The organism is Streptomyces sp. NPDC048643 (assembly GCF_040650615.1).
Classification (GTDB): Bacteria; Actinomycetota; Actinomycetes; order Streptomycetales; family Streptomycetaceae; genus Streptomyces.
Genome location: NZ_JBEZHO010000010.1, coordinates 100,763 through 122,912, shown reverse-complemented (window position 1 = coordinate 122,912; position 22,150 = coordinate 100,763). Strand labels below are relative to the sequence as shown.

The 22,150-nt window shown below is 72.2% G+C and carries 17 protein-coding genes; 8 read left to right on the top strand and 9 right to left on the bottom strand.

Features of this window, described 5'->3' with window-relative positions:
* Positions 1-66: 66 nt before the first annotated feature.
* Positions 67-669 carry a hypothetical protein gene (locus AB0C62_RS12960; RefSeq protein ID WP_362972363.1) on the bottom strand — a complete coding sequence of 201 codons (603 nt, stop codon included), beginning with the start codon at positions 667-669 and terminating at the stop codon, positions 67-69.
* A 114-nt stretch (positions 670-783) separates the two neighbouring features.
* Between AB0C62_RS12960 and AB0C62_RS12955 the strand changes: the two genes are divergently transcribed.
* From AB0C62_RS12955 to AB0C62_RS12945, 3 genes are all read left to right on the top strand, one after another.
* Entirely contained in the window at positions 784-1,947 is a 1,164-nt protein-coding gene (locus tag AB0C62_RS12955; protein WP_362972361.1) for a sialidase family protein, read from the top strand.
* Positions 1,948-2,015: 68 nt separating this feature from the next.
* Positions 2,016-2,720 carry an NADPH-dependent F420 reductase gene (gene npdG / locus AB0C62_RS12950; protein ID WP_362972359.1) on the top strand — a complete coding sequence of 235 codons (705 nt, stop codon included), beginning with the start codon at positions 2,016-2,018 and terminating at the stop codon, positions 2,718-2,720.
* 120 nt (positions 2,721-2,840) lie between these two features.
* Entirely contained in the window at positions 2,841-3,029 is a 189-nt protein-coding gene (locus AB0C62_RS12945) for a hypothetical protein (RefSeq protein WP_362972357.1), read from the top strand.
* Here the strand turns inward: AB0C62_RS12945 and AB0C62_RS12940 are convergent.
* A complete protein-coding gene (locus tag AB0C62_RS12940) occupies positions 3,019-3,819 on the bottom strand; it encodes a site-2 protease family protein (RefSeq protein WP_362972355.1) in 801 nt (266 codons plus the stop codon). The genes AB0C62_RS12945 and AB0C62_RS12940 overlap by 11 nt on opposite strands.
* A gap of 578 nt (positions 3,820-4,397) precedes the next feature.
* Between AB0C62_RS12940 and AB0C62_RS12935 the strand changes: the two genes are divergently transcribed.
* Entirely contained in the window at positions 4,398-7,946 is a 3,549-nt protein-coding gene (locus tag AB0C62_RS12935; protein WP_362972353.1) for a BTAD domain-containing putative transcriptional regulator, read from the top strand.
* 55 nt (positions 7,947-8,001) lie between these two features.
* On the opposite strand, the gene AB0C62_RS12930 is transcribed toward AB0C62_RS12935, so the two are convergent.
* The 3 genes from AB0C62_RS12930 to panB form a co-directional block, all read right to left on the bottom strand.
* On the bottom strand, positions 8,002-8,826 hold the full coding sequence (locus AB0C62_RS12930; protein WP_362972351.1) for an ABC transporter permease: 825 nt from the start codon (positions 8,824-8,826) through the stop codon (positions 8,002-8,004).
* Complete coding sequence (locus AB0C62_RS12925) at positions 8,823-9,857, bottom strand: ATP-binding cassette domain-containing protein (RefSeq protein ID WP_362972349.1); 1,035 nt, start codon at positions 9,855-9,857, stop codon at positions 8,823-8,825. The genes AB0C62_RS12930 and AB0C62_RS12925 overlap by 4 nt, the downstream gene beginning before the upstream one ends.
* 256 nt (positions 9,858-10,113) lie before the next feature.
* The gene (panB, locus tag AB0C62_RS12920) at positions 10,114-11,001 is read right to left on the bottom strand and encodes a 3-methyl-2-oxobutanoate hydroxymethyltransferase (protein WP_355870320.1); all 888 of its coding nucleotides are present in this window, start codon (positions 10,999-11,001) and stop codon (positions 10,114-10,116) included.
* Positions 11,002-11,260: 259 nt separating this feature from the next.
* On the opposite strand from panB, the gene AB0C62_RS12915 reads away from it, so the two are divergent.
* From AB0C62_RS12915 to AB0C62_RS12900, 4 genes are all read left to right on the top strand, one after another.
* The gene (locus AB0C62_RS12915) at positions 11,261-12,871 is read left to right on the top strand and encodes an MFS transporter (protein WP_362972346.1); all 1,611 of its coding nucleotides are present in this window, start codon (positions 11,261-11,263) and stop codon (positions 12,869-12,871) included.
* 104 nt (positions 12,872-12,975) lie between these two features.
* The gene (locus tag AB0C62_RS12910) at positions 12,976-13,596 is read left to right on the top strand and encodes a TetR/AcrR family transcriptional regulator (protein WP_362972344.1); all 621 of its coding nucleotides are present in this window, start codon (positions 12,976-12,978) and stop codon (positions 13,594-13,596) included.
* 200 nt (positions 13,597-13,796) lie between these two features.
* Positions 13,797-14,834 (top strand): endonuclease/exonuclease/phosphatase family protein, encoded by a 1,038-nt coding sequence (locus AB0C62_RS12905; RefSeq protein WP_362972342.1) that lies wholly within the window; start codon positions 13,797-13,799, stop codon positions 14,832-14,834.
* Between the two features lie 168 nt (positions 14,835-15,002).
* Positions 15,003-16,223, top strand: coding sequence for an MFS transporter (locus AB0C62_RS12900; protein WP_362972340.1), 1,221 nt, complete (start codon positions 15,003-15,005; stop codon positions 16,221-16,223).
* 106 nt (positions 16,224-16,329) lie between these two features.
* Here the strand turns inward: AB0C62_RS12900 and AB0C62_RS12895 are convergent, their stop codons facing one another.
* The 4 genes from AB0C62_RS12895 to AB0C62_RS12880 form a co-directional block, all read right to left on the bottom strand.
* Positions 16,330-18,384, bottom strand: coding sequence for an NAD(+) synthase (locus AB0C62_RS12895; protein ID WP_362972338.1), 2,055 nt, complete (start codon positions 18,382-18,384; stop codon positions 16,330-16,332).
* Between the two features lie 175 nt (positions 18,385-18,559).
* Positions 18,560-20,464, bottom strand: a complete 1,905-nt coding sequence (locus tag AB0C62_RS12890) for a S53 family peptidase (RefSeq protein ID WP_362972336.1) — start codon at positions 20,462-20,464, stop codon at positions 18,560-18,562.
* Positions 20,465-20,840: 376 nt separating this feature from the next.
* On the bottom strand, positions 20,841-21,464 hold the full coding sequence (locus AB0C62_RS12885; RefSeq protein ID WP_362972334.1) for a DUF305 domain-containing protein: 624 nt from the start codon (positions 21,462-21,464) through the stop codon (positions 20,841-20,843).
* Entirely contained in the window at positions 21,461-22,129 is a 669-nt protein-coding gene (locus AB0C62_RS12880) for a DUF3105 domain-containing protein (RefSeq protein WP_362972332.1), read from the bottom strand. Before AB0C62_RS12880 ends, AB0C62_RS12885 begins: the two co-directional genes overlap by 4 nt.
* Between the last annotated feature and the right edge of the window lie 21 nt (positions 22,130-22,150).

Sequence of the window (22,150 nt, the reverse complement as noted above, 5' to 3'; positions counted from 1 at the left end):
GAGCGGCGACGGCCACCGGCGTCGGGCCGGCCGGTGCCGCCGGGACCGGGGTCGGCGGTGCGTCGGCTACCAGCGGTAGGACGGTGGCGCCGTCAACTGGTCGGCCAGCCGGGACAGCCGGTCGCGGAGGCGGCGGCGGCCCCGGGGCGAGGGCAGGGCGTTCTCCCCGGCCGCCGCGCTGACCAGATGCTGCACGGTGTCGAGGTCCAGCTCGGGATCGGGCGGCACGGCGAGCGACTCGTGGGCCAGCGCGGGCAGCTCGCCGCATCCGGCCGACAGCGCGAGGACCGTCGCCCCGGCCCGGCGGGCGTCGTGCACCCGCTCCAGCAGCGGGGCCCCGGGCGCGTCCGGCGCCACCACCAGCAGCGTCTCCCCGCGTCGCGCGGCCTCGATCCGGCCGAGCCCCACCGCCAGGTGCGCCGGATCGGACTCCCGCGCCTCGTGCCGCACCAGCGTCGGCGCCAGCTCCGGAGTCCCCGACCAGGCCGCCTCGTCGACCAGATGAGCCGCGAGATGCCAGGGCTCGTACCCCTCGGATCCGACCAGCAGCAACCCGCCGCCGTGCGACACCACGGACCCCCGCAGCGTCCCCCCGAACCGGCGGGTGGCCCCCAGCCACTCGGTCCCGGCAAGCACCTCGCGCAGCAATGCGACCCGTACGGCGTCCATGGCCGCATCCTCGCGCAACCGGCGCTTCGTGACCCGGAGTTCACCCCGAATTCGCCCGACATGGGGACATGCCCGCACCACCGACCCCACCGGCCACGGCGAAGGAGCCCGACCATGACAGATCCGAGCGGCACCGGGCCCGACACCGGGACGGACACGGAGACGGGACCGCGGACCGGCACCGACGGCCCGCCCGCCGCCGCGGACCCGGCGGTGAGCGTCCCCTTCCGGGGCGGCCGGGAGGGCTACGCGAGCCACCGGATCCCCGCCGTCGTCGTGACGGCAGCGGGCACGCTCCTGGCGTTCTGCGAGGGCCGGGTCGGCTCCGCGAGCGACCACGGACACATCGACATCGTCCTCAAGCGGTCCGTGGACGGCGGCCGCTCCTGGGGCCCGCTGCGGGCCGTCGCCCGCAACGGCGTCAACCTCGCCGGCAACCCCGCACCCGTCGTCCTCGACACCGGCCGCGTCCTGCTCGTCCACGTCCGCGCCGCCGCGACCGCCACCGAGGACGCCCTGCTGCGCGGCAAGGTGAAGGCCGCCGACGGGCGGCGCGTGTGGGTGCAGCACAGCGACGACGACGGACTCACCTGGTCCGGACTCAGGGAGATCACCGGACAGGTGAAGAAGACGGGCTGGCGCTGGTACGCCACCACGCCCGGGCACGCCCTCCAGCTCCGCTCCGGCCGGGTGGTCGTCCCCGGCAACCACACGCTGCCGCCCACCGGTACGGACAACGGCACCGAGGCGAAGTACAACAGCGGCCACTGTCTGCTCAGCGACGACCGCGGCGCGACCTGGTACCTCGGCTACCTCGACGAGAACACCGACGGCTACGTGAACGTGAACGAGACCACCGCCGCCGAACTCCCCGACGGGAGGCTCTACTTCAACACCCGCAACGACTCCCCGTCGCCGGGCAACCGCGCCGACGCGTACTCCCGGGACGGCGGCCGCACCCTGGAGAAGCCGTTCCGCCCGCAGGCCGGTCTCGTCACACCCGTCGTCGAGGGCAGCCTGCTCCAGCTCCGCGACCCCGACCTGCTGCTGTACTCCGGGCCCGCCGACCCGGAGTTCCGCGCCCTGATGACCATCCGTGCCTCCGCCGACGGCGGCATCACCTGGCGCACCGCGCACACCGTGGACGGACTGCCCGCCGCGTACTCCGACCTCGTCCGCGTGGACGCCGGGACCGTCGGACTCCTCTACGAGACGGGCGACTTCGGCGCGTACGAGACCGTGACCTTCCGGCGCGTCCCGGTGAGCGTGCTCGGGTGACCGCGCTCACCCGGGACGCACCGCCATCTGACACGCGAGGCCCCCGTCCCCGCACGTAAGGTCGGCCCATGACCTCTACTGACAGTGCACAGAAGGCCCCCGCCAAGGACCCCTGGGATCTGCCCGACGTGTCCGGGCTCGTCGTCGGCGTGCTCGGTGGCACCGGCCCGCAGGGCAAGGGCCTCGCCTACCGGCTGGCCCGGGCGGGACAGAAGGTGATCATCGGCTCGCGCGCCGCGGACCGCGCCCGCGGCGCCGCCGACGAGCTCGGCAACGGCGTCGAGGGGGCCGACAACGCGGAGACCGCGCGCCGCAGCGACATCGTGATCGTCGCCGTGCCGTGGGAGGGCCACGGCGACACCCTCGCCGCGCTGCGCGAGGAACTGTCCGGGAAGCTCGTCGTCGACTGCGTCAACCCGCTCGGCTTCGACAAGAAGGGCGCGTACGCGCTGAAGCCGGAGGAGGGCAGCGCCGCCGAACAGGCCGCCGCCCTGCTGCCCGACTCCCGCGTCACCGCGGCCTTCCACCACCTCTCGGCCGTGCTGCTCGCGGACCCGGAGATCGAGCAGATCGACACCGACGTCATGGTCCTCGGCGAGGAGCGGGCCGACGTCGAGATCGTGCAGGCGCTCGCCGGCCGCATCTCCGGCATGCGCGGCGTCTTCGCGGGCCGGCTGCGCAACGCCCACCAGGTCGAGTCCCTGGTCGCCAACCTGATCTCGGTGAACCGGCGCTACAAGGCCCACGCGGGCCTGCGGGTGACGGACGTCTGAGACGAGGGCCCCCGGGACGGCGAGGTCCTTACGGGGGACGCGGACGATCCGGGGGCGGGGCGGGCGAGGTGCGTGGGGGACACTGGTGGCAAGCAGTGTCCCCCCGAAGGAGCCGACCCCATGCCCCGCCTCGCTCTCTACGCCCTCGCCGTCTGTGTCCTCTCCGTGGCCGCGGCCGTCGTCTCGTTCGTCCAGGGCAGCTGGCTGGGCGTCGTGTGGGTGCTGCTCGCGGGCCTGTCCTCGAACATGACCTGGTACTACGCGCGCCGCGGCCGGGTGCGCGCGGACTCCGGTCCGGTCAGCGGCTGACGGTGCAGAACTCGTCGACGCCGTCCCAGAAGCGGTAGAGGTCCTGACCGCAGTACCGCTGCACGTCGTCGATGCCGAGGCCGCCCAGGATCGAGTAGATCGCGTCGAAGAACGCGGTGTTCACCGACGGGATCCACAGCACGGCGAACACCGCGAGCAGGCCGAACGGCGCGAACGGCTCGACCTGGCGCCTGATCCCGTACGACAGCCACGGCTCGATCACTCCGTAGCCGTCGAGGCCCGGGACCGGCAGGAAGTTCAGGATCGCGGCCGTCACCTGGAGCAGGGCGAGGAACGCCAGCGCGTAGCGGAACGCGTCCGGGACACCGTCCAGGGCGCCGAGCCAGAACGGCGCCGTGCACACGACGGCGAACAGTACGTTCGTCAGCGGACCGGCCGCGGAGATCAGGCTGTGCTTCCAGCGGCCCTGGATGCGGTTCCGTTCGATGAAGACCGCGCCGCCGGGCAGGCCGATCCCGCCCATGATCACGAAGATCACCGGCAGGACGATGCTCAGCAGGGCGTGCGTGTACTTCAGCGGGTTCAGCGTCAGATAGCCCTTGGCGCCGATCGAGATGTCGCCGCTGTGCAGGGCGGTGCGCGCGTGCGCGTACTCGTGCAGGCACAGGGAGACGATCCAGGCGGCCGTCACGAACAGGAACACGGCCAGCCCGGGCTGCTCGGCGAACCCGGTCCAGGTCGCCCAGGCGGTCACCGCCATGACGGCCACGATCCCGACGAAGACGGGGCTGATCCTCCGGTCGCTGCGGCGGGTCGCGGCGGTGGTCATGGGGCTCCCTGGACTGGCTGGACTGACGGCACGTGTGCTCGGGCCTGCCCGACCGTACCGGGCTCACGCGGAAAACGTCTCGCCAAGGGCCATTGGTTCCGGGGAGGGTGGGGGCGGACGCCCGTTCCGGCGTCACCGGCCGGGCAGGGAGGGGGCGCCCCCGGGCGGGCCTGCGCCGGGCGGCCGCCGGACCGCCGTACCCGGGCGGCTGTACCTCGGCGGCGGCGGACGGACGCGGCGGAGGGAGACGGGGGCGGAGACGGGGGGCGGGGGCGGGGCAGGCTATGAAGCGGCCCGGACCGGAGAACATGACCGGTGGCCCGGACTTGGCGGTGGCCTGGATCGGGACGTGTCTTGGGCCGGGCGGTGGCCCGGTTCGGTTGGCGGCCCGGTTCGGGCGGTGGCCCGGACCCGAGCCGCCCGAGTTCCGCCGGGCCTGTGCCGAACCCGCGACGTGCCGACCCGTGCTCTGCCTCTCTCGCCCCGGCCCGCCGGCCCGCCGACGCCACGCCCCCGCCGCCCCCGGTCCCCGCCGAACTCGACGGACCCCGACCCCGCACCCCACGCCACCGGAGACAATGGACCCCGTGCGCTACCGCATCCTCGGAACCACCCAGGCACTCCGCCCCGACGGCACGGCCGTCCCGGTCGGCGGGGCGCGGCTGCGCGCCCTGCTGACCGTCCTCGCGCTGCGGCCCGGACGGACCGTCTCCGCGGCCGTGCTGGTCGACGAGGTGTGGGACGGCGACCCGCCCGCGGACGCGCCCGGCGCGCTCCAGGCACTGGTGGGCCGGCTGCGCCGGGCTCTCGGAGCGGGCGCCGTCGAGTCGGTGGACGGCGGCTACCGGCTGGCCGCCGCCGCCGACGACATCGACCTGAACCGCTTCGAGCGGCTCGCGGGGGAGGGCACCCGCGCCCTCGCGGACGGCGACCCCGCCAAGGCCGCCGCCGTCCTGGACGACGCCCTCGCCCTGTGGCAGGGCCCGGCCCTCGCCGATCTCCCGGACCGCACCGCCGAGTCCGCCCGCTGGGAGACCCGGCGGCTCGACGTGCACCGGGCCCGCCTGGCCGCGGCCCTCGCGCTGGGCCGGGCCGAGCAGGTGCTGCCCGAGCTGAGCGCCCTGTGCGATCTGCATCCGCTCGACGAGCCGCTGCACGTCCTGCGGCTGCGCGCCCTGCGCGACGCCGGCCGGCCCGCCGCAGCCCTCGCCGCCTACGAGTCCGTCCGCGCCCACCTCGCCGACCGGCTGGGCTCGGACCCGGGCCCTGAACTGCGCGCCCTGCACGCGGAACTCCTGACCTGGGACACGGCTCCCGGACCGGCCGGAACCCGGGGGCGGACCCGGTCGGGCCCCGTGAACCCGGCGGCGCCCGGCCCCTCCCGGCACGCTCACACCACCGGCCCGGCGCGCGGCACCGCGGGCCCGCGGGGCACGGCCGACGGCCGGCCCGGCCCGGCGGGCGGGTCCCTCCCCTTCTCCCCGAGCACCGCCACGACGGCCGCCCCGGGAACGGCCACCACCGGCCCGCGCGGGGCCGCGCCCTCCCGGAACGGCGCGGGACCCGCCACGGGCGGCGCCGTCCGTGAGCCGGGTGCGGGGAGCCCGCTTCCTCCCGCCGCCCTGCCGCCCGGCAACCTGCGCGCCCGGCTCACCTCCTTCGTCGGCCGCGAGTCGGACATCGATGCCATCCGCGGGGACCTCGCGGGCGCCCGCCTCGTGACGCTGCTCGGGCCCGGCGGAGCCGGCAAGACACGGCTCTCGCAGGAGGTCGGCGAGGCCCTGGCCCCCGCGCTGCCGGACGGCGTCTGGCTGGCCGAACTCGCCCCCGTCGACGACCCGAAGGCCGTGCCCGAGGCCGTCCTGACCGCCGTCGGCGCCCGCGAGACCGTGCTGCGCGGCGCCGGAGCCGAGGAGATGCGGGCCGTCGCCGACCGGCACGACGACCCGCTGACCCGGCTCGCCGAACACTGCGGCAGACGCCGCATGCTGATCGTCCTCGACAACTGCGAGCACGTCGTGGACGCCGCCGCCCACCTCGCCGAGGCACTCCTGGAACGCTGCCCGGGACTGACCGTGCTGGCCACCAGCCGCGAACCCCTCGGCGTACCGGGGGAGTTGGTGCGCCCCGTGGATCCGCTGCCGGAGCCCGTCGCGCTGCGGCTGCTCGCCGACCGGGGCGCCGCCGCCCGCGCCGGCTTCCGCGTCGAGGACGATCCGGAGGCGGCCGCGGAGATCTGCCACCGCCTCGACGGCCTCCCGCTCGCCATCGAACTCGCCGCCGCCCGGCTGCGGATGCTCAGCCCCCGGCAGATCGCCGACCGGCTCGACGACCGCTTCCGGCTGCTCACCTCGGGCAGCCGCACCGTACTGCCCCGCCAGCAGACGCTGCGCGCCGTCGTCGACTGGTCCTGGGACCTGCTCGACGAGGCCGAACGGGACGCCCTGCGAAGGCTGTCCGTCTTCGCCGGAGGCTGCGACCTGGCCGGCGCCGAGGCCGTCTGCGGTCCGGCCGCACTGGACGTCCTCGGCTCGCTCGTCGACAAGTCCCTTGTCGTCGCGGCCCCTTCGGGCGAGGGCGGGATGCGCTACCGGCTGCTGGAGACCGTCGCCGAGTACGCGGCGGAACGCCTCGACGAGTCCGGCGGCCGCGAGCCCACCGAGCGAGCCCACCTCACGTACTACCGCGAACTCGCCCGCACCACCGACCCGTTGCTGCGCGGCCCCGAGCAGCGGGCCGCCATCGAGGTCATCGAGCGGGAGTACGAGAACCTGCGCACCGCCCTGCGCCGCGCGGTCGCCGCACGGGACGAGCAGGAGTCCCTGTGCATGGTCCTCTCGCTGGCCTGGTACTGGCAGATCCGCGACCAGCGCGTCGACGCCCGCGCCTGGTCCAGCGAGGTGATGGCACTGGGACCCGACCCCTTCCTGCCGCCCGCCGCCCTGGTCGCCCCGTTGTACGAGCGGTGCACGGACGCGCCGCCGCCGATGCGCGCGGAGATCCTCGACGAGGCCCGGCGCGGCGTCCATCTGTTCCATCTGGCCTACATGGACATGGACATGGACGCCTGGCAGACCCCCGAGGCGCGGGAGAAGCTCCGCACGATCGCCGCGACCTACGAACCGGGCACGCCGCAGACCTGCCGCAGCCCCGGCAACCTCTGGTTCTACGCGGTGCTCCTCACCGGCACCCTGGAGCAGGTCACCGCGGTCATCGACGCGTCGGTCCGCACCTGCCGCGAACTCGGCTACGAGTGGGAGCTGGCCGCCGCCCTCCAGATGCGGGCCAACATCCACGCCAACCGCGCCGACCTGGCGGGCGACGCCACCGCGGACGCGGACGACGCACTGGCGATCTTCGTCCGGATCGGCGACGCCTGGGGAGCCGCCGAGTCGCTCTCCGCCCGCGGCGAGTCCCACGAACGCACCGGCGACTACGCGGCCGCCGCGGCGGACTACGCGGAGGCCGCCCGGTACGCGGAGCAGCTCGGCGCCCGCGCCCAGCAGGCGGTCCTGACCGTCCGGCTCGCCAGCATGCACATCGAGCTGGGGGACACCGAGCGGGGCGAGCGGATGCTGCGCGAGGTGCTGGCCGACGGCAACGGCGCCCACAACGAGGCCATGCCCGCGGCCCGGCTCTTCCTCACGACCTGGCTGGGCCGCAGCGACCGCGTCAGCGAGGCACGCGAACAACTGCGTTTGCTGCGCGAGCAGTTCGGGGCCAGCACCTTCATGGTCTTCGACGGGTTCGTGGTCGGTCTCGAGGCCTGGCTCGACACGATCGAGGGGCGGCACGCGAGCGCGCTGGACAACGCCCGCCGCGCGGTGGAGCAGTCCATCGACCCGCTCGCCAAGATGATCGCCCCGCACATGGTCTCCGCGCACCTGACCACCGCGGCCATCGCGCTCACGGGCCTGGACGACGGTCGCCGGGTCCGTGACGCGGCGCGGCTGCTGGGCGCCGCCGACGGGCTGCTGCCGCCGGGGCACTTCGCCGGCCCGATGGAGGCGGAGGTGCGCCGGCAGGCCGAGACGGGCGCGCGCGCCCTGCTGGACGACGCGGACTTCGCGGCCGCGTACGCGGAAGGCGACGGCCTCTCCGCGGAGGAGGCCGCCGCCCTCGTCTGAGACGCGACGCGAACCGGCGGGCCATGGCTCCGGAGGCCGTGGCCCGCTGTGAACGTCAGCTCTTGGTACGGAACTTGTGGATCGCGATCGGCGCCATCACCACCGTCAGTCCGGCGGTCCAGGCCAGCGTCACCCACAGGTCGTGGGCGACCGGGCCGCCGACCATCAGGCCACGTGCGCTGTCCGCGAGCGCGGACAGCGGGTTGTAGTCGGTGAAGTTCTGCAGCCAGCCCGGCATGGTCTGGGTGGGCGAGAAGATCGACGAACCGAACTGGAGGGGCATCAGGACCAGGAAGCCCATCGCCTGGACGGACTGGGCGTTCTTCATCGTCACGCCGAGGACCAGGAAGATCCACATCAGGGCGGAGCCGAACAGCGTCGCGAGTCCGACGGCGGCGAACAGGCCAGGCCAGTTCTCGATGTCGAAGCCGACGAGCACGCCCACGATCAGGAGGATCGTCGTGGCGACCAGCATCCGCATCAGCTCCACCACGATCTTGGCGAAGAGCACCGATCCCTGACCGATCGGCAGGGTCCGGAAGCGGTCCATGACGCCGGTGTGGAAGTCCTGGTTGAAGCCGGTGCCGACGGCCGTGGCGATGTTCATGCCCATCATGGCCAGCAGGCCGGGCACGACGTACTGCACGTACTGCTGCTGTCCGCCGCCCAGCGACTGGCCGATGGAGCCGCCGAAGACGTACACGAAGAGCAGGGTGAAGACGACCGGCATCAGGACGGCGTCGAACATCGACTCGGGGTCCTGACGGATCCACAGCAGGTTGCGGCGTACCAGGGCGCCGATGTGGCGGGCGTGCGCGCGGGGCGAGATGCGGGAGTCGCCCTCGGCGGCGAGGGGGGCTTCCAGAACGGCGGTACTCATGCGGAGACCTCCTCGTAGGCGCGGGCGGGGATCTCGTCCTGCGGGGCACTGGCCTTGTGGCCGGTGAGGGACAGGAACACCTCGTCCAGACTGGGCAGTTCGGTGGAGATGGCGGCGATGGTGATGCCGCGCGCGGTGACCGCGCCGACGACGGCGGTGAGCTGCTCGTCGCTGAGGATCGGGACCAGCACGCTGCCGGTCTCGCTGTCCACGATCGTCGTGGCGAGGCCGGTGAGCCCCATGTCGTCGAACATGGCGGCCAGCGGGCGCAGTTGCAGCGGGTCCAGCGGGCGGATCCGCAGCGTGCGGCCGCCGACGCGGGCCTTCAGCTCGTCGACCATGCCGTTCGCGATGACCTTGCCGCGGTCGATGACCGTCAGCTCGGAGGCCAACTGCTCGGCCTCCTCCATGTACTGGGTGGTGAGCAGCACGGTGACGCCGTCGGCGACCATGCGCTTGACCTCCTGCCACACCTCGTTGCGGGTGCGCGGGTCGAGGCCGGTCGTCGGCTCGTCCAGGTACAGCACGGCCGGGCTGCCGATCATCGAGGCGGCCAGGTCGAGCCGGCGGCGCATACCGCCGGAGTACGTGGACGCCGGGCGCTTGGCGGCGTCGGTGAGGGAGAAGCGCTCCAGGAGCTCGTCGGCCCGCTTGCGGGCGTCCTTGCGCGGCAGGTCGAGCAGCCGCCCGATCATGTAGAGGTTCTCCCAGCCCGGGAGCTTCTCGTCGACCGAGGCGTACTGGCCGGTCAGCCCTATCACCCGGCGCAGCTGCCGGGGCTGCTTCAGTACGTCGTACCCGGCGACCGTGGCCTGGCCGGCGTCCGGGGTGACCAGGGTGGACAGGCAACGGACGAGGGTGGTCTTGCCGGCGCCGTTGGGGCCCAGTACGCCGAGGACGGTTCCCTCGCGCACATCCAGGTCGACCCCGTCCAGCGCCTTGGTCTCGCCGTAGTGCTTGACCAGACCCCGTACGGTGACGGCGCTGCGGCCGGTCGCAGCTTGTCGGGGCGTGTTGTCGATTCGCGTCATGTCCACAAGGTGTCAGCCACCACCGACAAACGACCGACAGGATGCCTACAGCTCCCCGACTGCTACCGATAGGTCGCCGACAGTCGGCCGACAGGACGGGGGAGAACGGGCGGCGGAGTGCCGAGGAACCCGGAAAAGGCGACAACCCGCCGACGGGGGAAGATCGGCGGGTTGCCTTGGTGCCGCAGTGGCTCGGGGGGCCCGGCGAGGACACCCGGGGCACAGGGCGCCGAGTCCTCGCCGGACCTCGGTGGGGCTAGTGGACGGAGTGCTCGTCGAGCGGGAACGTCCCGCCGACCACGTCCTCGGCGAACGAGCGGGCCGCGTCGCCCATGACCTGGCGCAGGTCGGCGTACTTCTTGACGAACTTCGGCACCTTGCCGCCGGTCAGACCGAGCATGTCGGTCCACACCAGGACCTGCGCGTCGGTCTCCGCGCCCGCGCCGATACCGACGGTCGGGATCTGCAGCGTGCGCGTCACCTCGGCCGCGAGCTCCGCCGGGACCAGTTCGAGGACGACGGCGAAGGCGCCCGCGTCCTGGACGGCCTTGGCGTCCCGCAGCAGTTGCTGCGCGGCCTCCTCGCCCCGGCCCTGCACGCGGTAGCCCATCGAGTTCACGGACTGCGGGGTGAGGCCGATGTGCGCCATCACCGGGATGCCCGACTCCACCAGCAGCTCGATCTGGCGGTGCGAACGCTCGCCGCCCTCCAGCTTGACCGCGCCCACCCCGGCCTCCTTGACCAGCCGGGTCGCCGAGCGCAGCGCCTGCACCGGACCCTCCTGGTAGGAGCCGAACGGCAGGTCGCCGACGATCAGGGCACGGCTGGTGCCCCGGACGACCGCGGCGGACAGCATGGTCATCTCGTCCATGGTGACGGGGACGGTGGTCTCGTACCCCAGGTGGCAGTTGCCGGCCGAGTCGCCGACGAGCATGACCGGGATGCCGGCCTCGTCGAAGACGGACGCGGTCATCGCGTCGTAGGCCGTCAGCATGGGCCACTTCTCGCCGCGCTCCTTGGCGGCGGTGATGTCGCGCACCGTGATACGGCGGGTGCTCTTTCCTCCGTACAGCGCCTTGCTGCTGTCGGTGGCCTTGAGGGCACCTTCCGCAGGCTGCTTCTGGGCAGCCGAAAGCTGCGTCATCGCAACGGCTCCTTCTGTCATCTCGTGGCGCCCTGACGGCGTCCCCGGATCACCTCCATGGTGGCATCTCGTGCCACGCTCGGCTAGACCGGGCCCGCCGCCCCCGGTGTCTGCCGCGCCACTACCGCTCTCCGAGGGGCCCGGCTCCGACCCGAGACCTGGGTCGTCCAGGGCGCGGCCCGGGTCCGTTCGTAAGTTCTGCGTAAAGCCTTTCCGATACGAGACGGTGCCGTATCGAATATCCTCTAGGGTGTTCGTCATGACAACTTCCGCTCCTCCGTCCGATCGGCGTGTGCCCGAGGCGGTGCACCGGCGCCGCTGGGCGATCCTCGGCGTGCTGATGCTCAGCCTGCTGATCGTGGTGCTCGACAACTCGATCCTGAACGTCGCGATCAAGACGATCTCGACCCCGGCGCCCACCGGTCTCGGCGCCACCCAGGGCGAGCTGGAGTGGGCCATCAACGCCTACACGCTCGTCTTCGCCGGACTGCTGTTCACCGCGGGCCTCCTCGGCGACCGGCTCGGCCGCAAGAAGGTCCTGCTCGCCGGTCTCGCCGTGTTCGGCATCGGATCCGCGCTCGCCGCCGAGTCCGGCTCGCCGGTCCAGCTGATCGTGTTCCGCGCGCTCATGGGCTTCGGCGCCGCCTTCGTGATGCCCGCGACCCTCGCCGTCCTGATGAACGTCTTCGAGCGCGACGAGCAGCCCAAGGCCATCGGCATCTGGGCCGGCGGTGTCGGCCTCGCCATCGCGATCGGCCCGATCACGGGCGGCGTCCTGCTCGACCACTTCTGGTGGGGCTCGGTCTTCCTGATCAACGTACCGATCGTGATCCTCGCGATCGGCCTGATGATCTGGCTGGTCCCCGACTCACGCGACCCGAACCCCGGACGCCTCGACCCGGTCGGCGTCGTCCTGTCGGTCGTCGGCCTCGTCCTGCTCGTCTACGGCATCATCAAGGGCGGTCAGCTCGCCGACTTCACCGACCCGCAGGTCCTCGCGACCATCGGCGCCGGTCTCGTGGTCCTCATCGGCTTCGTCATCTTCGAGAAGCGCAGCGACCACCCGTCGATCGACGTCTCGTACTTCCAGAACAAGGTCTTCTCCGCGGCCATCTCGGCCATCGCGTTGGTCTTCTTCGCGCTCATGGGCGTGACCTTCTTCTCGGTCTTCTACACCCAGAGCGTGCGCGGCTACTCGCCGCTGCAGACCGGCCTGCTGATGCTGCCGCTGGCCGCCGCCCAGATCATCTTCGCGCCCCGCGCCCGGCTGGTCGTCGACCGCTTCGGCAACCGAGCCACCTGCACCGCCGGCCTCGTCATCATCGCCGCGATGCTCGCCGCGTTCGCCACGCTGGACGCCGACACACCGATCTGGATCCTGGAGGTCATCTTCTTCCTGATGGGCACCGGCATGGCGCACATCATGACCCCGACCAGCGTCGTCATCATGCAGGCGCTGCCCCGAGAGAAGGCGGGCTCCGCGTCCGCGCTCAGCAACACCTTCCGCCAGGTCGGCGGCGCCCTCGGTATCGCCGTCCTCGGCTCCGTGCTCTCCACGGCCTACCGCAACGGCATCGAGGACAAGCTCTCCCTCGTCCCGGCGCCGCTGCGGCACACCGCGGGCGAGTCCATCGAGGCCACTCTCGGCGTCGCCGCCAAGCTCGGACCGCAGGGCAGGGCCCTCGTCACCCCGGCGAACGACGCCTTCCTGCACGCCATGCACGTCACCGCCCTGTGCGGCGCGGGTGTCGCGGTCATCGGCGCGGTGGTCGTCGCCCTGTTCCTGCCGGGCCGCCCGCCGGCCCAGCAAGCGGGCGAGGACGAGGCCGAGTTGGTGACGGCCACCCCCGCACCGGCCGGACAGGACTGATCACGGCGTACGGAACCGCGGGCACCCCCACCGGGCGGGTGCCCGCCGTCGCCGTACACGGGGGGACAATGACAGCAGGTCGACCGATGGGAACGGAGTTCGACGTGAGTCTCGCGGAAAGCCGTGACGGGCAGGGGTGCCCCAACCGGGGAAGGCCCCGCAGCGAGGCCGTGGAGCGCGCCATCATCGAGGGCGTGATGAAACTCCTGGAAGAGGGAGTTCCGCTCGCGGACATCTCCATCGAGCGCCTCGCCCGCACCGTCGGCGTCGGCAAGGCGACCATCTACCGCCGCTGGAGCGGCAAGGACGAGCTCTTCGTCGACGTGATGCGCGCCGCCGAACCCCAGGACCCCGAACTCCCCGGCGTCTCCATGCGCGACGACCTCGTCGTCCTGCTGGAATCGCTGCGCCGCCGCGGCCTGGCCAGCCGCTCCTCGGCGATCCTGCACAACGTGCACGCCCAGATGAAGAGCAGCCCCAAACTGTGGGCCGCGTACGACGCCACGGTCATCTCCCCCCGCCGTCGGCTCGGCTACGAGGTGCTGCGCCGCGGCCAGGAGAACGGCGAACTCCGCGCCGACGTCGACATCGAACTCCTCAACGACATGTTCGTCGGCCCGCTGCTCGTGCGGACCGTGCTGCGCCCCGACACCCATCTGCCCGAGGGCCTCGCCGAACAGGTCGTCGACACGCTGTTGGAGGGCCTGCGCCCCGCCCGGCCGTGAACCGGACTGTTTCTGACGGTGCGAATGTGCGCGTTTCGTCACAGAGGGCATGCCACGGGCCTCCGAACGGAACTCCGGACGCGAAGTTGTACGTCCCCTTGCCTGTACGGCCGTCCCGGACGGCGAGAACGACACCGAACATCCCCTAGGGTCGTAGTCGAGGGGCAGACGGTGCGCACGGCAGTTTGTGAGGCGACGGTATGGCGCAGGCGTATATGACGGAGACGGGCAGCGGCGGCCACGGGCCGGACCGCAGAGGATCCCGGTTCCGGCGCCTGTTCGACGGCTGGCGCGGGGACCGCGGCATCTGGCGGCGTGGCCTGGTCCTCGCCGCGATCGCGATCCTCCTCGCCCTGGTGATGCTCACGCACGCGCAGATCCCCAACCGGATCGGCAACCTCGGCAGCCTCACCGAGACGTTCCTGCCCTGGGCCGGACTCCTCATCCCGGTCCTGCTGGTCCTCGCCCTGGTGCGCAAGTCCGTCACGGCCCTGATCGCCGTGCTGCTGCCCGCGGTCGTCTGGCTGAACGTCTTCGGCGGGCTGCTCACCGACAAGACCGGCAGCGGCGGCGACCTCACCGTCGCCACCCACAACGTCAACGCCGACAACCCGGACCCGTCCGGCACCGCCCGCGACGTGGCCGCCTCCGGCGCCGACGTGCTGGCCCTGGAGGAGCTGACGGCGTCCGCCGTGCCGGTGTACGAGCGGGCGCTCGCCCCGACGTACAAGTACCACTCGGTGCAGGGCACCGTCGGGCTCTGGAGCAAGTACCCCCTCAGCGGTATCCGGCCCGTGGACATCAAGCTGGGCTGGACGCGCGCCATGCGCGCGACCGTGACCGCACCGGCCGGCCAGGTCGCCGTGTACGTCGCCCACCTGCCGTCGGTGCGCGTGAAGATGGAGGCCGGGTTCACCGCCCGGCAGCGCGACAAGAGCGCCGACGCGCTCGGCGAGGCCATCGCCGACGAGCCGCTGAAGCAGGTCGTCCTGCTCGGTGACCTCAACGGCACGATGAACGACCGCGCCCTGAACGCCGTCACCGCGCAGATGCGCTCCACCCAGGGCGCGGCGGGCAGCGGGTTCGGATTCAGCTGGCCGGCGTCGTTCCCGATGGCCCGGATCGACCAGATCATGGTCAAGGGCATCGAGCCGGTGACCTCGTGGACCCTGCCCGAGACCGGCAGCGACCACCTCCCGGTCGCCGCCCGCGTCACGATGGACGCAACCGCCTCTTAACCTCCTGGAATATTGGGCCCGGCAGACTTTGTTCACCGGCTGAACTTAACGTTCGATCCGCGACCCGCACACATGGCCGTGTGCGGGTCGAGCCGTGCGCCCGCGACCCCGTACGCCCCCGCGTGCGCACGCGACCCGCTCGTCCCCGCTTCTTGTGAAAGGCCTCTCATGCCTCTGGCCCTGCTCGCCCTCGCCGTGGGCGCCTTCGGCATCGGCACCACCGAGTTCGTCATGATGGGGCTGCTGCCCGACGTCGCCGACGACCTGCACATATCCATACCGACCGCGGGACACCTCGTCTCGGCGTACGCGCTCGGAGTCGTGATCGGCGCCCCGCTGCTCGCCGCGGCCACCGCCCGGATGTCGCGCCGCACCGTCCTCATCTCCCTGATGGGCCTCTTCGTGGTGGGCAACGCGCTCTCCGCGTTCGCCCCCGACCACCACTGGCTGCTCGCCGCCCGCTTCCTGAGCGGTCTGCCGCACGGTGCCTTCTTCGGCGTCGGCGCCGTCGTCGCCACCGGCCTGGTCGCCCCCGAACGCAAGGCCCGCTCCGTGTCGCTGATGTTCCTCGGCCTGACCGTCGCGAACATCGTCGGTGTCCCGGTCGCCACGGCGATGGGCCAGCACCTGGGCTGGCGCGCCACCTTCCTCGGCGTGAGCGTGATCGGCGTCGCCGCCATCGCCTCGCTGTTCCTGCTGATCCCGCACGACCGCGCGCACGCCTCCGAGGGCGGCCTGCGCGGCGAGCTGGCCGCGCTGCGCTCGCTGCCCGTCTGGCTCGCCCTCGGGACGACCGTGGCGGGCTTCGGCGCGCTCTTCTCCGCGTACAGCTACATCACGCCCATGCTCACGGACTCCGCCGGATACGCCGAGGGCAGCGTCACCCTGCTGCTGGCGCTCTTCGGTGTCGGCGCGACCGCGGGCAACCTGCTCGGCGGCCGGCTCGCGGACCACTCGCTGCGCGGCACCCTCTTCGGCGGCCTGGTCTCCCTGGTCGCGGTCCTCGCGCTCTTCCCGGTCCTCATGGGAGCCCAGTGGAGTGCCGCCGTGGGCGTGACCCTGCTCGGCACGGCGGCCTTCGTCACCGGCTCGCCGCTCCAGCTCATGGTCATGGAGAAGGCCGCGGCGGCACCGTCCCTCGCGTCCTCCGCGAACCAGGCCGCGTTCAACCTCGCGAACGCCGGCGGCGCCTGGATCGGCGGGCTCGCCCTGGCCGCGGGCTTCGGCGCGACGTCGCCGGCCGTCGCCGGGGCCGGGCTCGCGGTCCTCGGCATCGCGGTGGCGGGCACGGCCTACGCGGTGGACCGGAGCCGCACGACGCGGCCGGTCCCGCACGCGCGCGTGGTCGCCGCGGGCGTGCCCGACCGGCAGGAGGCGCTGCGCCGCTGAGACGGACCCGAGGGCGCGGCGCCGCCGGAACCCGCCCGGGGCGCGGCGCCCGCCCAACGGCCGGCCCCGGTCGCCGGGAGACCGGCCCCCGGTCTTCCCGGAGGGGTCAGTCCTCGGTCTCCGGGGGGTCGAAGCGGGCCAGGTCGCGCAGCCACGTGCGGGCCGAACTGTCGGACGGCGCACGCCAGTCGCCACGCGGTGAGAGCGAACCACCCGCCGAGACCTTCGGCCCGTTCGGCATGGCCGAGCGCTTGAACTGCGCGAACCCGAAGAAGCGGCGGCAGAACACGTCCAGCCAGCGCCGGATCTCCGGCAGGTCGTACGCGCCCCGCTTCGCCGCCGGGAAGTTGGGCGGCCAGGCGCCCGCGTCCGGGTCGTGCCACGCGTGCCAGGCCAGGAAGGCGATCTTCGACGGCCTGAAGCCGTAGCGCAGCACGTAGAACAGGGTGAAGTCGTGCAGGGCGTACGGGCCGATCCGCGACTCGGTGGACTGCATCTCCTCGCCCGGTACGAGCTCCGGGCTGATCTCCGTGTCGAGGATCGCGGCGAGCGTCCGGTCGGTGTCCTCGCCGAACTGGCCGCTGCCGATGACCCACCGGATCAGATGCTGGATCAGGGTCTTGGGCACACCCGAGTTGACGTTGTAGTGGCTCATCTGGTCGCCCACGCCGTACGTGGACCAGCCGAGCGCCAGCTCCGACAGGTCACCGGTCCCGAGCACGATGCCGCCCCGCTGGTTGGCGAGCCGGAACAGGTAGTCGGTGCGCAGCCCCGCCTGGACGTTCTCGAAGGTGACGTCGTACACGGGCTCGCCGGAGGCGAAGGGATGGCCCATCTCGTCCAGCATCAGCCGGGCGGTCGGCGTGATGTCCAGCTCGGCCGCGGTGACACCGAGGGAGCGCATCAGCTCGTGCGCGTTGCCCTTGGTGTGGTCGCTGGTGGCGAAGCCGGGCAGGGTGAAGGCGAGGATGTCGCTGCGCGGGCGGCCGGCCCGGTCCATCGCGCGGGCCGCGACGATCAGCGCGTGGGTGGAGTCGAGACCGCCCGACACCCCGATGACCACCTTCGGGCCACCGATCGCCGCGAGCCGCTGCTGGAGCCCCGCGACCTGGATGTTGTACGCCTCGTAGCAGTCCTGGGCCAGCCGGTCGGGGTCCGCGGGCACGAACGGGAAACGTTCGACGCGGCGCCGCAGGCCCAGGTCACCGGTCGGCGCGTCGAGCCGGAACGACAGCGTCCGGAACTCGGCGGTGCGGGTGGCGTGGGTGCGCCGGTTGTCGTCGAAGCTGCCGGTCCGCAACCGCTCCTGCCGCAGCAGGTCGAGGTCGACGTCCGCCACGGCGAACTGGTCGTCGAGCGGGAAGCGGTCGGACTCGGCCAGCAGCGCCCCGTTCTCGTAGATCATGGTCTGGCCGTCCCAGGACAGGTCCGTGGTCGACTCGCCCAGCCCGGCCGCCGCGTACACGTACGCGGCGATGCAGCGTGAGGACGCCGAACGGCACATCAGCTTGCGGTCCTCGGCCCGGCCGACGGTGATCGGGCTGCCGGAGAGGTTGGCGAGGACGGTGGCGCCCGCCAGGGCCGCCTCGGCGCTCGGCGGCACCGGCACCCACATGTCCTCGCAGATCTCCGCGTGCAGCACCAGGCCCGGTACGTCGTCGGCGGCGAACAGGAGGTCCGTGCCGAACGGCACCGTCTCGTCGTCGAGCCGCATCGTGCCGCCGCGCTCGTCGTCGCCCGCCGCGATCTGCCGGCGTTCGTAGAACTCCCGGTAGTTCGGCGGGTACGACTTGGGCACGACACCGAGGACCCGGCCCCGGTGCACGACCACCGCGCAGTTGTAGACGCGGTTGCGGTGACGCAGCGGGGCGCCCACGACCAGGACCGGCAGCAGTTCCGCCGACCCCGCCACCACCGTACGGAGCGCTTCCTCGACCTGGTCGAGCAGCGCGTCCTGGAGCAGCAGGTCCTCGATCGAGTAGCCGCACAGCCCCATCTCCGGGAAGACGGCGACGGCGACCCCCTCGTCGGCGCACCTGCGCGCCTGGCGCAGCACCGCCTCGGCGTTGGCGTGCGGGTCCGCGATGACGGTGTGGCCCGTGCAGGCGGCGACGCGTGCGAAGCCGTGCTGATAGAGCGACCGGAAGTTCAGAGGAGGCACCCGGCCAGTGTAATCGTCAGAGCGACGCGATGGCGTGGGGGTGGCCGGTGGACCACGTCTTCGGTGCCCGCCGGACGCCCGAGCGGCGGGCGTGGGTCCCTCGGACGCGGATCCGGGAGAAAGCGCGATGCGCCCGCCTCCCTGGAGAGGCGGGCGCATCGCGTGTGCGTGCCGGTCAGTGACGGCTGTACGAGCTGACGTAGCCCGGGGCGGGGGAGCCCACACCGGTCACGTCGTCGTAGCCCTTCACGGCCTTCAGCGAGCTGTCCGCGCCGAGCGTGCGCACCGAGGTGAGCAGACCGTCCGCCGCGTCGATGCCGTTCGCGAAGTCGACGCGCGCCACGGCGAGTCCGGAACCCTTGACGGGGTGGTCCGTGACGTCGTGGTACGCCTTCGAGCCGGCCCTGGAGTAGATCGACGGGTTGGCGAAACCGATCGCCTTGCCGCCGCGCGCCTCCTGGGCGAGCGCCTGGACCGCCGCGATCACCGGAGCGGCGAGCGAGGTGCCGCCGATGCGGTACTCGCTGTACTGCTCGGTCCCGTCCGGGAAGGTCTGCGTCTGGCCGACCTTGAAACCGGTGTTGGGGTCGGCGATCGCCGAGATGTCGGGGACGACCCGGTTGCCCGCGGCGTTGTTCGCCTTGGCCAGCGCGTTCGGGACGACGCCCTTCTGGTAGTACGGCTCCGCCACGGTCTTGCTCGTGCCGCCGCCGGCGCCCGAGGTGAACGCGCCCGGGAACCCGGTCCAGCTCTTGCCGTCCTCGGACAGCGAGGCCTTCTCGGTGCCCCAGCCGGTCTCCCACAGGTACTTGTCGCCCTTGCCGACCGCCAGCGAGGTACCGCCGACCGCCGTCACCCAGGCCGAGTTGGCCGGGGTGTCGACCTGCTTCGTGCCGGTGTTGGCGACCTCGTCGCCGTTGTCACCGGAGGAGAAGTAGAAGCCGATGCCCTCGACCGCGCCGAACTGGAAGACCTGGTCGTAGGCGGCCGCGAGGTCCGGGGTCTGGTTGGCCTCGATGTCGCCCCACGAGTTGGAGACGATGTCGGCCAGGTGCCCGTCGACGATCTTGCTGAGCGAGTCGAGCAGGTCGTCGTCGTAGCAGGACGCGGCACCCACGTACGTGATGCTCGCGCCCGGCGCGACGGCGTGCACGGCCTCGACGTCGAGGGTCTCCTCGCCGTACCAGCCGGCCGCCCCGCACTCCTCGGTCTTCGTGTAACCCGCCGGCAGCACCTGACGGAGCTGGCTGGTGGAGTACTTCGCGTCACCGTGCTTGTTGGCGTAGGTGGCCGCGTCGTAGGCGATGGTCGGCGAGGCGTACGCGTCCGTGATGGCGACGCGGACGTTCTTGCCGGTGCGGCTGCCCGCGCCGTACGCGGCACGCAGCTGCTTGCCCGTGTATCCCTGCACGGCGTACGGGATCTTCTTCCCGTAGGCGGAGGGCAGGGCACTCGCGGTGTTCGAGCCGTAGTACGAGGAGAACGGCCCGGCGTTCTTGAACACCGCGTCCGGCGGCGGCAGTTGGTCCGCGTGCTGCGCCTTGTGCGGGGCGTTGTCCAGGCCGGTGACGGTCAGGACGGCGCCGTTCAGGGCGGCCGGCGCGGAAGCCGTCCTCGACGGCGCGCGGTAGGTCTTCTTGCCCTTGGTGAAGTTGTGCAGCTGCGTGCCGAACGCCTTCTCGGCGGCGGCCACGTCACCGGTGACGGAGACGTAGTGCTGCGTGGTTCCGGTGACCTTCAGGCCCGCGGACCGCAGCCACGAGGTCACCGCGGTGACCTGCGCCTTGGTGGCGCCGAAACGTGCCTGCGTCTTCTTGGCGCTCAGGTACTTGCCGTACGAGGCCGAGTTCGGGTCGGACACGGACCTGGCGTACGCGGCCAGACCCTTGGCGTCCCGGCCGGCGAGGTAGACCCGGGCCGAGACCTGGGAGCCGTCCGAAGCGGCGCCCTTGTCGGCCGTGGCGGTGGCCCACGCGGGCTTGGTGCCCGAGAGGGTGTCCCGGCTCGGACCGTCCGCGGCGTGGGCCGCGGGTATGCCGAACGCCAGCGCACCGGCGAGCAGCGGCAGTGTTGCTGCCATGCTCACTCCGGCACGCCTGGTGGCGCGATTGGATCTCATAGAACCCCCTGCGATGCGGTTCGTCGCATGTAGTGGTTGGTCGGTGAACCACGTGGGACCCCACGCCCTACCAGGGCGGGAGGAATGGATCACAGATGGGGGCCACTCTTTCGATGAACCGTTCATGCCAGGGGAATGAAAGAGCCAAGGAAACCCCAAGTGGCCGTGATTCACGGGTGTTTGGGGCGATTTGATGGATCTTCATGCCCAAGATCGAGGGTTTTCCCTCGGTCTGTCGGGATCGAGGGCAGGGTCGGAGCCAGGGCGCATGAAGGGGACGGTGCGACAGGGCGCGGCGGAACCGGCCGAAACGCAGGCCGGCGGCGGCGCCGTCCTCCTAGTCGCGCGGCTTGGCGCCCCGCTGCTTGAGCAGGCCGGCCATCAGGTCGAGCTCCGACTGCTGCGAGGCGACCATGCCCTGTGCGAGCCGCTTCTCCACGCCGACCGTGCACTTCTCGACGCAGCCCTCGGCCATGTGGATGCCACCCTTGTGGTGGTCGGTCATCAGCTGGAGGTAGAAGACCTCGGCCTGCTTCCCGTCCAGCGTTCCGAGCCGCTTCATCTCGGTGTTGGTGGCCATGCCCGGCATCAGCGAACCGTCCTTGCCGGAGGCCATGTCACCCATGCCCATCCAGGTCATCGGCGGGTCGGCCGACACCTTCGGCAGCTCCCACAGGTCGAGCCAGCCGAGCAGCATGCCCCGCTGGTTGGCCTGCGTCTGCGCGATGTCGTACGCGAGCCGCCGCACCTCCGTGCTCTTGGTGCGGTCCCGCACGATGTACGACATCTCGACGGCCTGCTGGTGGTGGACCGCCATGTCCCGGGCGAACCCCGCGTCGGCCGAGTCGGCGGCGGGCGCCCGTGTCCCCGAGTCGTCGCCGTCGGCCACCGCGTAGGTGATCGCCCCGGCCGCGACCAGCACGGCCGCGGCGCCGCCCGCGATCCACCCGAGGTGCCTCACTGGGAGAGACCGTTGGTGCAGGCTGCACCCGGCTCGGGCGTCTGCTTGCCCTGCACGAACTCCGAGAAGAACGCGTCGACGTTCTTGTCGGACGCGCTCGTCACCGTGCGCTGCTTGCCCCAGGCGCTCAGCGTGATCGGGTCCTTCTGGTCGTCGACCGGGCTCATCAGCGTGTACGGGGTCTTCCTGACCTTCGCGGCGAGCGCCTTCACGTCGGCCGCGGACGCCTTGCCGTTGTACGTCACCCACACGGCGCCGTGCTCCAGCGAGTGCACGGCGTTCATGTTGTTGATCGCCTTGGTGTAGACGTCGCCGTTGCAGTTCATCCAGACCTGGTTGTGGTCACCGCCGACCGGGGGCTCCATCGGGTAGGACACGGTCTTCGTGACGTGGTTGCGCGCGAGGGTGCCCTTCCAGGTCTTCACGCCGTCCGCGCCCGCGACGAAGTGCCCGGAGGCCTGCTTCGCGTCGCTCGCGGTGGTGTCCTTGTCGTCGGACTGGGACTGGACGAGCACGACACCGCCGACGGCGAGGCCGGCGACGACGACCACGCTGGCGGCGATCACCAGGATCCGGTTGCGCCGGTCGCGGGAGCGCTCGGCGCGGCGCAGCTCCTCTATGCGTGCCTTGCGCGAGCCGGTGCTGGTGTTCTTGGCGGAACCCATGGTGAGTCCTTATGAGGATGG

Bases quoted from the DNA above. Each gene is read 5' to 3' on its own strand.
- AB0C62_RS12960 (WP_362972363.1), bottom strand. From the start codon at position 669: ATGGACGCCGTACGGGTCGCATTGCTGCGCGAGGTGCTTGCCGGGACC.
- AB0C62_RS12955 (WP_362972361.1), top strand. From the start codon at position 784: ATGACAGATCCGAGCGGCACCGGGCCCGACACCGGGACGGACACGGAG.
- npdG (WP_362972359.1), top strand. From the start codon at position 2,016: ATGACCTCTACTGACAGTGCACAGAAGGCCCCCGCCAAGGACCCCTGG.
- AB0C62_RS12945 (WP_362972357.1), top strand. From the start codon at position 2,841: ATGCCCCGCCTCGCTCTCTACGCCCTCGCCGTCTGTGTCCTCTCCGTG.
- AB0C62_RS12940 (WP_362972355.1), bottom strand. From the start codon at position 3,819: ATGACCACCGCCGCGACCCGCCGCAGCGACCGGAGGATCAGCCCCGTC.
- AB0C62_RS12935 (WP_362972353.1), top strand. From the start codon at position 4,398: ATGGACCCCGTGCGCTACCGCATCCTCGGAACCACCCAGGCACTCCGC.
- AB0C62_RS12930 (WP_362972351.1), bottom strand. From the start codon at position 8,826: ATGAGTACCGCCGTTCTGGAAGCCCCCCTCGCCGCCGAGGGCGACTCC.
- AB0C62_RS12925 (WP_362972349.1), bottom strand. From the start codon at position 9,857: ATGACGCGAATCGACAACACGCCCCGACAAGCTGCGACCGGCCGCAGC.
- panB (WP_355870320.1), bottom strand. From the start codon at position 11,001: ATGACGCAGCTTTCGGCTGCCCAGAAGCAGCCTGCGGAAGGTGCCCTC.
- AB0C62_RS12915 (WP_362972346.1), top strand. From the start codon at position 11,261: ATGACAACTTCCGCTCCTCCGTCCGATCGGCGTGTGCCCGAGGCGGTG.
- AB0C62_RS12905 (WP_362972342.1), top strand. From the start codon at position 13,797: ATGGCGCAGGCGTATATGACGGAGACGGGCAGCGGCGGCCACGGGCCG.
- AB0C62_RS12900 (WP_362972340.1), top strand. From the start codon at position 15,003: ATGCCTCTGGCCCTGCTCGCCCTCGCCGTGGGCGCCTTCGGCATCGGC.
- AB0C62_RS12890 (WP_362972336.1), bottom strand. From the start codon at position 20,464: ATGGCAGCAACACTGCCGCTGCTCGCCGGTGCGCTGGCGTTCGGCATA.
- AB0C62_RS12880 (WP_362972332.1), bottom strand. From the start codon at position 22,129: ATGGGTTCCGCCAAGAACACCAGCACCGGCTCGCGCAAGGCACGCATA.